The organism is Vibrio sp. QJM3NY_21 (assembly GCF_057785975.1).
In genome coordinates this window covers 882,583-895,800 of record NZ_CM173513.1, presented here as the reverse complement: position 1 = coordinate 895,800, position 13,218 = coordinate 882,583, and the positions used below count along the sequence as shown (strand labels likewise).

The 13,218-nt window shown below is 43.7% G+C and carries 11 protein-coding genes; 1 reads left to right on the top strand and 10 read right to left on the bottom strand.

The annotated features are described in order from the left end of the window. Positions 1–365: 365 nt before the first annotated feature. Positions 366–1,499 (bottom strand): flagellin, encoded by a 1,134-nt coding sequence (locus AC3CID_RS04075; protein ID WP_488526988.1) that lies wholly within the window; start codon positions 1,497–1,499, stop codon positions 366–368. Between the two features lie 14 nt (positions 1,500–1,513). Here AC3CID_RS04075 and AC3CID_RS04070 point away from each other — a divergent pair, with 14 nt between their 5' ends. After that, complete coding sequence (locus tag AC3CID_RS04070) at positions 1,514–2,059, top strand: hypothetical protein (protein ID WP_488526987.1); 546 nt, start codon at positions 1,514–1,516, stop codon at positions 2,057–2,059. Positions 2,060–2,208: 149 nt separating this feature from the next. Here the strand turns inward: AC3CID_RS04070 and AC3CID_RS04065 are convergent, their stop codons facing one another. The 9 genes from AC3CID_RS04065 to flgE all read right to left on the bottom strand — a co-directional run bounded on the left by AC3CID_RS04065 (position 2,209) and on the right by flgE (position 13,206). Continuing rightward, positions 2,209–3,345, bottom strand: coding sequence for a flagellin (locus AC3CID_RS04065; protein ID WP_017085293.1), 1,137 nt, complete (start codon positions 3,343–3,345; stop codon positions 2,209–2,211). Between the two features lie 423 nt (positions 3,346–3,768). Further along, the gene (gene flgL, locus AC3CID_RS04060; RefSeq protein WP_372244224.1) at positions 3,769–4,962 is read right to left on the bottom strand and encodes a flagellar hook-associated protein FlgL; all 1,194 of its coding nucleotides are present in this window, start codon (positions 4,960–4,962) and stop codon (positions 3,769–3,771) included. A gap of 10 nt (positions 4,963–4,972) precedes the next feature. Beyond that, positions 4,973–6,853 (bottom strand): flagellar hook-associated protein FlgK, encoded by a 1,881-nt coding sequence (flgK, locus tag AC3CID_RS04055; protein ID WP_488526986.1) that lies wholly within the window; start codon positions 6,851–6,853, stop codon positions 4,973–4,975. 220 nt (positions 6,854–7,073) lie between these two features. Then, a complete protein-coding gene (gene flgJ, locus AC3CID_RS04050; RefSeq protein ID WP_265121784.1) occupies positions 7,074–7,991 on the bottom strand; it encodes a flagellar assembly peptidoglycan hydrolase FlgJ in 918 nt (305 codons plus the stop codon). Between the two features lie 10 nt (positions 7,992–8,001). After that, a complete protein-coding gene (locus AC3CID_RS04045) occupies positions 8,002–9,093 on the bottom strand; it encodes a flagellar basal body P-ring protein FlgI (protein ID WP_488526985.1) in 1,092 nt (363 codons plus the stop codon). Positions 9,094–9,187: 94 nt separating this feature from the next. Next, positions 9,188–9,964 (bottom strand): flagellar basal body L-ring protein FlgH, encoded by a 777-nt coding sequence (flgH, locus tag AC3CID_RS04040; protein WP_017076829.1) that lies wholly within the window; start codon positions 9,962–9,964, stop codon positions 9,188–9,190. A 108-nt stretch (positions 9,965–10,072) separates the two neighbouring features. After that, entirely contained in the window at positions 10,073–10,861 is a 789-nt protein-coding gene (gene flgG, locus AC3CID_RS04035) for a flagellar basal-body rod protein FlgG (protein ID WP_017073282.1), read from the bottom strand. A gap of 21 nt (positions 10,862–10,882) precedes the next feature. Beyond that, positions 10,883–11,632 (bottom strand): flagellar basal body rod protein FlgF, encoded by a 750-nt coding sequence (locus AC3CID_RS04030; RefSeq protein ID WP_017073281.1) that lies wholly within the window; start codon positions 11,630–11,632, stop codon positions 10,883–10,885. Positions 11,633–11,901: 269 nt separating this feature from the next. Continuing rightward, positions 11,902–13,206, bottom strand: coding sequence for a flagellar hook protein FlgE (gene flgE, locus AC3CID_RS04025; RefSeq protein WP_017085298.1), 1,305 nt, complete (start codon positions 13,204–13,206; stop codon positions 11,902–11,904). Positions 13,207–13,218 lie beyond the last annotated feature (12 nt).

The window sequence follows — 13,218 nt, the reverse complement described above, 5'->3', positions numbered from 1 at the left end:
AGCTTGGATTAATGGGCGTGGTGTTGAATATAAAAACCAAAAGAGCTTCCTGGTATATCGTTCAACTCGATTCTGGGATGACGAATAACGGCTTAATTTGTTGATTTACACTCCGTCATTCCCTACAGCGAGAGACGAACATGATAGGAAATCTCGCTTTTACTTCTATTTACCAAAAAAACCTTTTTCCAAATACACCTTCGCCAAATAGCAGACAATAAAAAACCCAGCCGAAGCTGGGTTTGTTTAGCGCTCATCTCTCACCACGAGCTAATTTGTGGAAGCCTAACGTTAACGCTTATGATCAACAACGCTTATAGTCAACAGCGCTTATAACCAACGTGGCAACGTGGCCTTTCAATCGATTAACCTAGTAGGCTAAGTGCCGAGTTCGGAGCTTGCTTCGCTTGAGCAAGGATCGAGCTTGAAGCTTGAGAAAGGATCTGAGACTTAGTCATCTGGGTCGTTTCTTTCGCGAAATCGGTATCTTTAATACGGCTCTTAGATGCATTAACGTTTTCGTTAATGTTGTCTAAGTTGCTGATAGCATGGTCGAAACGGTTTTGGAAAGCACCCAGTTCAGCACGGTGGCTATCTACATACTTAAGTGCCGCATCGATTACTGCAACAGATTCTTGTGCACCACCAACTGACGTTACATCAATCGTATCGACCGTTACTTCTTTACCCGCTTGCATACCTAGTTCACCCGCAAGTGAACCAGAAAACTCAACGCTACCTTCAACCTTGTTATTACCTGCAAACATTTGTAGGTTGCCGTCTTCAGTTACAGACGCTTTAACAGAATCTTGTTGACCGTTGATGTAAGTTGCTAGCTCTTCGATGTCATCGCCCGCTTTCGCAGACACATCGATTTCTTGTGCTTGACCGAAATTATCAGTGAACGACATTTTTAGGTCGTTTGCGCCAGATTGAACATTCCAGTCTTTATCTTTCGCGTTCTCAGTTTGGTAGCTTTTACCACCCATCTGAGCATTATCAGAGCGCATGTCTTTCAGTTGAAGCATTACCGCTTCACCGTTGTCTGCACCGATTTGGAATGATTTAGTACCGTGAGTACCGTTAAGCAGCTTGTTGCCACCAAAAGACGTCGTTTCCGCGATACGGTTTAGTTCATCGTTCAGAGCTGTTACTTCTTCTTGAATCGCTACACGCTCAGATTTTGAGTTTGAGCCGTTTGAAGATTGTAGAGACAAATCACGCATACGTTGCAGGATGTTCGTTGTCTCGTTCATTGCACCTTCAGCAGTTTGTGCAATAGATATACCGTCGTTCGCATTACGTACAGCAACATCAAGACCACGACTCTGAACGTTCAAACGGTTAGAGATTTGTAGGCCCGCAGCGTCATCTTTAGCGCTGTTGATTTTTGAACCTGAAGCTAGACGCTCCATTGATGTTTGTTGTGCGCTGTTTGCGTTGTTTAGGTAACGTTGCGCTGTCATCGCTGAAACGTTTGTATTTACATTCACTGCCATGGTGATTTCTCCAATTGATTTTCCGGTATAGCGGTTTCCGACGTCTCGGAAAACCAAGTAGTTCTCTCAAAGTTACATTTAATAACGGCTCAAAATCCCGAAGCTTTAGAAAAACTTTTGAAAAATCAACAATAAAAATATTAACCCCTTATTTATCAGTAATTTACACCCATTGCTTTTCTAAGGCAGCTCTTGAATTTAATTACGAAAAGATCCCAACCTGTTCAAAAAACACGCTAACTGACGTTCAAGTTGGTCAAAGCTCAGAAATGATCAATCACCAAAAGATCACTGATGGGCATAAAGATTGTGCAATTTATCTAGCCAAGGAGAGCATTTGTAACGAAGAAAATGGGGGGAATAGAAACTTAAGGATCAGAAAACTAAAGTTAGAAACCAGTGGGAAACGCAAAAGACAGGAAAACAAAAAGGTAGAAAGCAGAAAGCAGAAAGATAGGAAACAGAGAGATAAAGAACAGAAAGGAAAAAGCCCCTTTTCCTTTGAGAGAACCGGGGCTAGTTGGCAGGTCAGAGCCTGTGTGGAGATCATCGAGAAATGAACACATTTCTGACGCGCCGTTGCATTCTTACCGTAGAAATGAATAGCAGGTGAGAGATGAGAGAGCTAAACACTCATAGTAAGTATGCTTGCCAGTTTCCCTTGCTGCATGGCTCACGTCTGAACACGAGCAGCAAGTTCAACCAATAACTATTGCAATAGTGTCATTGCAGAGTTAGGCAACTGTTTTGCTTGAGCAAGTATCGAAGTACCTGCTTGTTGCAGAATTTGTGATTTGGTCATTTGCGTCGTCTCTTTCGCAAAGTCCGTATCTTTGATTCGGCTGTTAGAAGCATCGACGTTCTCTTGAACGTTTGCCAAGTTATTAATACTGTGGCTTAGACGGTTCTGTTTAGCACCCAAATCAGCACGCTGTGAATCTACGTACTTCATTGCAGAATCAATTACGCTAATAGCATTCTGTGATCCTGCTACGCTCATCAAACTAATATCTTGAACCGATGTTGCACGACCTTCACTCTTGATTCCTAGCTCAGAAGCTAAGCCACCAGAAATAGACATAGCCCCTTCAAGGTCAGGTTCAGCAACAAATAGTTGAATGCGACCATCATCGGTAACCGATGCGTTCACAAGATCAGATTGACCATTAATGTAAGTAGCAAGCTCTTCGATATCATCACCCGCTTTGGTATTAATATCTAAAACGATGTCTTCACCTGACTTTGTTTTAAATTCGAGCTTAAGATCGCGAGCTTGTGCTGGTACTTCCCAACTTTTGTCTTTACCGTTTTCAGAATCAAACGTAGTACCGCCCATACGGAAATCATCAGCACGAACACTAGTAAGACCCATAATCATCGCTTCACCAGAGCTAGAACCAATCTGGAATGATGCTTCACCAAATGAACCATTCAACAAACGACGACCACCAAATGAGGTTGTCTCTGCGATACGGTTAAGCTCATCTTGAAGTGCCGAAGACTCTTCATTGAGTGCGGTACGTTCAGCTGCGGTGTTAGTTCCGTTTGATGATTGAATCGCCAGATCACGCATACGTTGTAGTACGTTGGTTGATTCATTCATCGCGCCTTCAGCGGTTTGTGCAATTGAAATACCATCATTGGCATTACGCATTGCCACGTCTAAACCACGTGATTGCGCCGTTAAACGGTTAGAGATTTGCAGACCGGCTGCATCGTCTTTCGCGCTGTTGATTTTATGCCCTGATGACAAACGTTCCATAGAGGTCGCTAAATCATTAGACGCTTTATTCAGGTAACGTTGTGCTGTCATAGCAGAAACGTTAGTGCTTACATTAATAGCCATTTTGCTCTCCTTATGAGTTCGCAAACTTTCTGCGAAGCGGCCAGCTTTACTCTCATATGGATAAGCACTGACCGTGTATTACTCGCTAAACCCTATGTAGGGTTTAAGATCTGTATAAATCATTTTATGACCAACACAGATACAAGTTATATGCCAAGTTTAATACTGTTTTGATTAATTTTTAATATACATAAAATCAATCACTTAAATTAAAACTTAACTCGATTTGGTTTAACTAGCCTGGGGAACAAAAAGTACCTTCGTTGACCCATTGCCGCTTTTTGCCGCTATTTTCAAACAGATGATATCCTGTATAAAAAACCGGCAAAGGTTGAAGTGATTCGCTCATACGGCATAGCACATACGGCAAAGAATCTAACTTCAATGGTGAGGGTTAATTCACCACTAAATACCGATTGATCATTAAATATAGTTAAACAAGGTCAGGTCTTTGGTTTTACCAAACGCTTGTTGAGAAGCTTGCAATGCTCGTGAGTTTTCATTGAATTCAATGATGGCTTTCGAGTAATCCAAGTCTTCAAAGTTGCTTTTTGCTTTGGCTAAAGACAACTTAAAATCTTCATGTTGTTGCTCTTGGATATCAAGCGTATTCAATCGCGCACCGACATCCGTTCTCGCTTTGGTCAAATGAATAAACGCAGCATGGAACTCTTCGGTTGCTTGTTGCAACTTTGCCGTCGCTGATGCGTCAGACACGGATGACTCTGCAAGTTCTGCTGCATCTTGGAAGGTGTCAAATATTGAAAATGATCTTCTTGGCTCCAAAGTAATCGAGTCGCCTTTGGTGATTTGACCTTTGATTTGAATACTCAAACCTTCATATTCAATACCTTTAGATGGTTCAAAATCTTCCACAGATACAGTACTACCATCTTTTTCGAGTTGATAAGCAAACTGACCATTTTGCATATCGACAAAAGTAATTTTGTAAGTTGAATCATCTTGAAAAGACTCATTTGTGGCTCGTTCAAGTAACAATGCAGAGGCTGGCTTCAAATCATATTGAGGCTCATAATCACCAAATGGGTTATCGATTTCCATAAACAGCTTGCTGCCCGGATCATTCATCGCCATTTCAAAACTACTTGCAACACGCATCTTGCGTTGGTAATCATCACCTGCATAGCTGACATGACCTTTATTATCTCGAAAAAAGGGTTGATTCTTCGGCTTAGTGCCAGCAAATGTGTAGTTACCTGACTCGTCTTGAGAATTAGACATATGCAAAAAATTACTCGCTAATTCTTGAATTTCACGCCTCTTTGCAAGACGGTCTTCTGGTGATAACGAACCATTTACCATTTCCATCACGGTACGTTTTGCTTCATCTGCAAAATCCTCCGAATTAGAAATCATTACTTCTTGGTGCTCCAATCGATTGCGGACCAGGACAATGGCGTCACCATATTGCTTAAGCTGCTCTGACTGCTGACCAATGTTTTGTAAATAGTGGGTCGCAAGAGGATCATCACTTGGCGACTGCAACTTCTTACCGGAAGCAAGTTGCGCTTGATTGTGATGTACCTTATTCTCTTGACGGCGCAAGTCATTTTGTACTGACTGATAATTGTGGAAGCTAGAGATGCGATTCAACATTTATACCTTCCTATCTCAGAGCCAAAATAGTGTTAAACGTATCATTGGCTGCTTGCATGATTCGCGAAGAAGCCATATACGCTTGCTGAAATTTCATCATATTTGCCGCTTCTTCATCTAGGTTAACTCCAGACACTGAAGCGATACGTTCTTGAGCTGACTCTTTTTCCAACCTAGCGATATCACTCAGACGATTTGCCGTTGATGACTTCAGCCCCGTATTAGTATTCAAGTTGTGGTAAAGCTCTAAAATCGTAGATTCACCATCGTTCAAAACTTTTTCAGTTTGAAGATCTTGCAGTTTACGTAAGTTACCGTTGTCACCCTCTGATGGGACAAGGTTTGCCGTAAATTTATCGTTTGCCACAGCGCCAGAGGTCAACTCGAAAGTCGTGCCATTAATCGTAACCGGCCCCTCAGGTGGGTACGGCTGAGGCTGCATTAAAATATTGCCTTTCGGGTCAGTCACGGCAAACTGCTCACCTTTTGGTGAAACAATCACTTCAAACTCACGCAATTGACCGGCCGCTAAGATCTTGAACCCCGCAGAGCCCTTCGCGAACGTGGTCGAGGCCTCGTAACTTTGTGCGGCAATATCTCTAGGGTCTTTGGTTTCCATCTGAATCTGAGCAGCAAAGTTACGCGTTGGACGCAGTAACAACTTCTCACCCAATTCCGGCGGGTTTCGAACTTCGACTCGCATCCCATCTAGATAAAAAGCATTACCTGCTGAATTAGTGCTGACTTTTACCGTTTCACCATCCGGCTTGGTCACGACATAGTCACTGCCGTCATACTTAAGACCATACTCGCCACCTTTCAAGGCAGAGGTGTCATCAATATATACGGCAACATCAGCCTTTGATTGGCTACCAGCCGTCACGCGTGATTTTGCCACTCGCTCAGAGTTCACATCGGTGAAAATATCTTGGCCAACGTTGCCATTGAGATCTAAACCTTGTGATTGAAGTGTGTTTACTTTCTCCGAGAAAGCCGTCGCCAAACGCCCAAGTTCATCCATGATGTCAGGAATGTGTTCGTCTCGCATATCGAGCATGGCACCGATTTTCCCATCGATATCATTACTGGTAATCGGCTTCAAAGACTTACCTTCAACAATCGCCAGTCGACGCTGATGCGTATCAGGTAAACCGTCAACTAGCTTCAGTTGACTTGCTTCACTACCAGAAACTAAGGTATGACCATTACCAATATGGACGTTAAATCCTTCCGCATTAGATCGCGGCGTTACCGTCACTTTGGTGTAGCCAGATAGCTCATTGATCAGCTTTTCGTGCTGATCTCGTAAATCATTGTGAGGTCCTGGTGTTCGCATCATCAGACGCTGAACGTCACGAATCTCAACCGCAATTTGGTTAACACGTTCAATGCCGACTTCTAATTTTTTGTTGGTAGAATCAGATTGTTGACGTACCGTTTCATGAAATTCATTCAAGGTTTTAGTTAAAAGCCCAGCTTTCTCTAGCACGACCTTGCGCGCACCCACATCATTCGGGGTATCGGCGAGTGTCTTAATCGAATCAAACCACTCATTGAGGTTCTCGGGAATCTTCTTCGAAGCAGCCGATGACAACATGCCAGATAGCAGATCAAGGTTAGCTTCGGTATCGCCTTTGTTGGCGGCATTAGTTGTCGATAAGTTAAGTTCTTTAACGGCAAACTGATCCCAAGAGCGGCGAACATTTTCCACATGCACACCCATACCGTAGGTTTGCCCTCCGTACTGGCGCGGGTCATTCACACCTTGAATCACAGACTGGCGGCTATAGCCCTCTGTGTTGGCGTTAGAAATGTTATGACCAGTGGTGTTGAGCTGTCTCTGAGCCGTAAGAACACTTTGTGCCCCTACATTCAGAAGATCCGACGCCATAATGCCCCCAAAAAACTTAACAAAACCAGAATGAACTGATTAACTACAACCGCATATTACTAAGATAATAGCAATATATGTGCCAATAAAAACAATGGAGAGTTAAAAGACAATAATTTATTGAAATGTAAGGAGATAACTATGGATGACGCGTAAGAACTGAAGGGACGGAGAAGAAAAGAGCCTGCCAGGAGCAAGCTCTCTATGTTGATTTATGACGCTAGTTCATCTCATCAATCTTGGCTTTAACTCGTAAAACCTTGTCTGCATAGTTAGGGTCAGTTGCGTAACCAGCCTGATGAATACCTTTAATGAAATTCTCTGAATTGCCTTGATGCTGTAGTGCCGTTTCGTATCTTGGATTTTCATTCAAGAACTTCACGTAATCATTAAAGCTATCTTCGAAATTAGAGTAAGAACGGAAAGAAGCTGACTCTTTAACGGCTGTTTTGCCATGGAACTCAAGAGTTTGGGTTGCGACCTTATCGCCCTTCCAACTTCTATCTGCTTTGATGTTAAATAGGTTATTGCTGTTACCCAAAGAGTTCTTAATCATCTTAGAGCCCCAACCTGTTTCAAGTGCCGCTTGTGCTAATAGCAGTGACGAATCAACACCGAGTGCGCTCGCCGCTTTTTCAGCGTAAGGCTTCATCGACGTAACAAACGATTCCGGCGAATCAAATGAAGCGGGTTGTTTTGCAGCGGAAGCAGATTGAACTTGAGATACTTTATTTTCTGAACGACCTGAATATTGAGGTCTTTCCAGCGAGGTATCAAAACCTTCACTGCGAACCTTATCTTCTGTCGCGTCGCTTGCTTGACCTGCGCTTAACTGAGCTACAATCATGTCCGCAAGACCGAGCGAACCTGATGCACTGAGTTCGCTCGCCATTTGGTCATCTTGCATCTGACGATAAAACTGTTCGTTCTGGCTGTTCAGCATATCTGATTTAAAGCTAGAGTTCGCATCACGCATCGACTTAAACAACATCGACGTAAAAATGGATTCAAACTGTTTTGCCGCAGCGGTTAATGCTTCTTTCTCGCTGCCTTCTTCACCGTTTACTGCTTGTTGACGAAGACGATCTAGGCTACCGATGTCGTGAATAAAGCCGATGTCATTGTTATTCTTAATCATGCTTTACTCCTTAGATAATGATCAATTGGCCTTCAATTGCACCTGCTTGTTTCAGTGCTTGAAGGATTGCCATTAAATCAGAAGGCGCTGCGCCCACTTCGTTGACTGCACGAACCAAATCATCCAGCGTTAGACCCGGTTCAAACTTGAACATCTTGCCATCGGCTTCGGTGACTTCGATATCAGAATCGGGAACCACCACCGTTTTACCACCAGAGAATGCATTCGGTTGGCTCACGTTTAGGTTTTCTTTGATTGCTACCGTCATGCCACCGTGCGTAACCGCAGCCGCTTTTAGGCGAACATGTTTACCAACAACAATAGTGCCTGTACGAGAGTTAACAATAATCTTTGCAGAACCTTCTGCTGGGTCAAATTCAATGTTTTCGATGGCAGACAAGAAAGCCACACGCTGGCTGATTTCACGTGGCGCACGAACTTTTACTGAAGTCGCGTCGACCGCTGAAGCCATTTGTGGGCCTAGGAAATTATTAACCGCGTCAGCCAAGCGCTGAGCCGTTGTAAAATCGGATTGGATTAGGTTGAAAGTGATGTAGTCACCACGGCCAAATGGAGTTGGGATTTCTTGCTCAACCGTCGCACCGCTAGATATGATGCCGACATTAGGGTTGTTACCGACGATTTTAGAGCCATCGTTACCTTGTGCACTAAAACCACTCACCACCAAGTTACCTTGAGCCACAGCATACACTTGACCGTCTAGACCTTTCAGGAAAGTCTGCAGTAAGGTACCACCACGAAGGCTTTTTGCTGATCCGATAGAAGAAACGGTTACGTCAACTTCCTGGCCCTGCTTAGAGAATGCCGGAAGTTCAGCGGTAACAATTACCGCGGCGACGTTTTTAGTTTTTGGCTTGGTGCCGGGCGGCAATTGAATGCCAAAGTTTTGCAGCATTGCGTTAAACGTTTGATCGGTAAAGGGAGTTGTCTCACCTGTCCCCGGCAAACCCGTAACCAAACCATAACCGACAAGTTGGTTACTACGAACACCCGCCACTTTTGCCACGTCTTTGATACGCGCAGCATGGGCACTGGTGGCAAGAAATAGCATGCCGAATAGTACGAGTGTTAGTTTTTTCATTGAGTAACCTGTCTGTATTGCTTTAATTTATAATAGCTTAGCTAAATATGGCCGCGTGATAGAGGCTGTCAGTATCTCGACACCCTCTCAAGCTTTACAGTGATACATTAAAGAATCGTGCCAAGAATCCAGGCTCTTGCATATCTTTCTGAACGCCAGTCCCTGAGTACTGAATTCGCGCGTTAGAAACACGGTTTGAAGCGATGGTATTTTCGAAGTCAATATCGTCTGGACGGATGGTACCGCTTAGGCGGATGTACTCATCACCCGTGTTCAGTGTCATCCACTTTTCACCACGAACCACTAGGTTACCATTGGCTAATACTTCGATAACTTCAACGGTAATGTAGCCGCTGATGCTGTTACTTTGGTTGGCTGACGCGTCACCCGCAAAGGTGTTGGTGTTGCTCAGATCATAAGAAAAGTTGTACTTGTCGATCGTCAACTCTTGACCACCAACTGCCAGCGGCTCCATTGTTGCATCATTCGACTTAGACATGTCTGCGTTGGCTTTCTTGGTCGCTCGAGTATTCTCGTCCAACGCCACGGTAATGATGTCACCAATACCACGAGGTTTTGAGTCGTCATACATACTGCCAATGTGATTAACATTGAACAGTGAGCCCGTTGCTGCTGCGTAGTGTTCTGGTTTTTCTTTTGGATTGATTGGCGCCCACGCTGGGTCACCAGCAACTGGATCGGTTCGACCACGAAGTGTATCAATAATGCCTGAGCTCTCTTGAGCCGACTTATCACCTTCCACTGCATCAACCACTGTGGTTGCGTTTTCTTCTGCCGGAGTCTCAATAGGATCCAAAACAGAACACCCCGTCATAGACATAAACAGAGCTAAACAAAAAATACGTTTCATGGCGATATACTCTCAGCAGGCAATGGTAAATAGATCAATGAGTAGAAACACGTCAATTAATTGGAAATAATCTATTAATTATCAATAATTAAACGGCTAATAAATCAGTTACAGCTGTTGGTTAACAAAGCTCATCATCTTGTCTACCGACGAGATAACTTTCGAATTCATTTCGTAGACACGTTGAGCTTCAATCATATTCACCAGCTCTTCGGTTACGTTGACGTTCGATGTTTCGAGCATCGACTGACGAATATTACCTAAGCCATCAAAGCCAGGAACACCCTCTTGCGGGTCGCCACTAGCACCGGTTGGTAAGTAAAGGTTTTGACCTACAGGCTCTAAACCACCTGGGTTTACGAAGTCAGTGATAGTGATTTGGCCAACCACGACGTTGTTTTGCTCACCACGTAGACGTACTGATACTTCACCGTCGTTACCTACCGTCACAGAGATCGCATCCTCAGGAATCACGATTTCTGGTTGCAGCGCATAACCTTGGCCTGAGGTTACGATTGCGCCGTCACCGTTCAGCGTAAACTGACCATTTCGGCTGTAGCCTGTTTCACCATCTGGCATTTCAACTTGGAAGAAACCATCGCCTTCGATCATCATATCTAAGCTGTTTGTAGTGGTTTGAGCATTACCATGAGTATGCACTTTTTGAGTTGCGACGACTTTTGAACCGGCACCCAGCATCAAACCGCTCGGTAACTCAGTATTCTGAGAAGATTGGCCACCCGGTTGGTTAATGTTCTGGTAGAACAAATCTTCAAATACCGCACGACTCTTTTTGAAACCAATGGTCGAGGCGTTGGCAAGGTTGTTCGAAATCGTTGAGATATTGGTTTGTTGTGCGTCTAAACCTGTTTTACTTACCCATAATGCTGGATGCATAGCAAATTCCTTTAAATTCTATTAGCTCATACGAAGCAGTGAATCAGACGATTTGTCCATTTCCTCTGCCGTGCTCATCATCTTGACCTGCATTTCAAACTGACGTTGTAAGTCAATTAGGCTGGTCATTTCACCTACAGCATTTACGTTACTGCCTTCGATAGCACCTTTAAGCAACGTTACCGCTGCATCGGCTTCGTATGCCTGATCTGGGTTTTTCGAACGGAATAAACCATTCGTGTCTTTAAATAAGCTTTGGTTATCTGGACGCACAAGCTTGATACGGTCGACAATCGCTAATTCTTCAGCTGGAGCGCCTTGAGGAATCACCGAAATTGTACCGTCTGTGCCGATTTCGACTTTACTGATAGGAATGGGGAGTGTGATGGGTGCGTCGTTCTCGCCTAACACCAAATGACCGCTTGCGTTAGTTAGCAAACCGTTTTGGTCAACCTTTAGGTTACCGTTACGCGTTAGTCCTTCACGGCCAGTGTTGTCCATTACCGAAATCCAACCATCACCTTGAACGGTAACATCGAGATCTCGACCAGTGGTGACCACACTACCTTGTGCGAAATTATGACCCGGACGTTCTGTCATGCTGAAAACACGAGTGGGCATGCCTTCACCGTACGCTTGCATTGAACGTGCTTGTGCTAAATCAGCACGGAAGCCCGTTGTACTTACGTTGGCAAGGTTGTTAGCACGTAGCTGCAAAGCTTGCATATTTTGCTTAGCGCCACTCATGGCAAGAAACAGTGCGCGATCCATAATTTTGCTCCAAAAATCATCTTCTGAGGCTAATAAAGCAAACACTGTGCCAATATTTTTAACTTTTATTTATCAATGATTTAAATAGAAAACAAACAGGAAAGGTGATCATCAAAGGATCATTGAGGAAGAATTGTTGCCAGTGGCATTACCGTGCGGCAATAGGGGCGGCAAATAGAAAAGCAAACAGCCATATCAAATTCAGCAACAATACCCAATTCAATAACATTGAATTGGGTATTCGCAGATGATTCAAACGCTCGAAACGATTAACGAATCTGAAGAATATTCTGTTGCAGTTGGTTGTGTACTTCTAAAGAACGCGAGTTCGCTTGGAAGTTACGTTGAGCAGAAATCAAATCAACCAGTTCCTGAGTCATATCAATATTCGACTGCTCTAACGAGCCGTTATTAATACTACCAAATGAACCTTTGTTCGATTCACCCCAGATCTTATCACCAGAGTAGCTAGTAGAGTCCCATTGAGTGCCGCCTTTCTTATCTAGACCTTGCTCATTGGGTACACGAACCAAGCCAACACGACCAAGCATTACGTTTTCACCATTTGAGTAAGTGCCCAAAACAGTACCTGATTCATCAAAATCTACTTTTGTTAAGAAACCTGTTGTCGCACCATCTTCATTAAACTTAGTTAGTTCAAATGGAGCAGCAAATTGAGTCGATGAATCAAGACTGAAATTAAGTGTTTGAGTTACATCAGCGCCGTTTAAATCAATAGGAGTAGTACCGGCTCCTAATTGCTCTGATATAATCGGCTGGCCGTTATTAAGGCTAGCTAAAGTGCCATCATTATTAAAGCGCATTGTATGGCCGACCTGACCCGCTGCATTTGTAGCATCACCACCAGTGATGTTGACTGGCTTCTCACCCTCGCCATCTGTCATGGTGTAATACGTCTGCCAAGTATTCGGTTGAGTTTGATCTTTAAGGTAGTAAGTCGTTAACTTGTAAGACTGACCCATAGAATCGTATACCGTCGAAGATGTCGAACGATTATACGTATCAGAATCATTAAAGTTAAACGCAGCCGGATCTTTAAGATCACCATTTGCAGGTAAGTTGACCCCTACTTCAATATTTCCAGTTTGCTTTGGCTTGCCGAATTCAGCAGGAATACTAAGTGGTTTGGGTGCATATGAGGATACTTCCCCACTTTCGGGATCAACTGCATAGCCAAGAAGAAATTCATCATTCGAGGTTACCATGAAGTTGTCTTTATTTAAGTGAAAAGCACCGTTACGCGTTAGTTCGTTGATCTCTGGCACCATGCGGTCTTTCGATACTGCAAAGAAACCTGTACCACTGACACGCAGGTCCATTGGGTTATTTGTATAAATACTTGAACCTTCGTGGAACTGTTGCGCAACTTTACTTGCTTGAGCACCACCACCAGGGGTAGTCTTTCCGTTAGTAAACAACGAGCTTGAATACACATCGCCGAACTCTGCTCGAGACTCTTTAAAGCCAAACGTGTTTGCATTCGCAATATTGTTACTGGTTGTATTCAAGTCTAATTGTGCAGCGGATAGGCCGCTCAAAGCTACATATGACATTCCAATATTCTC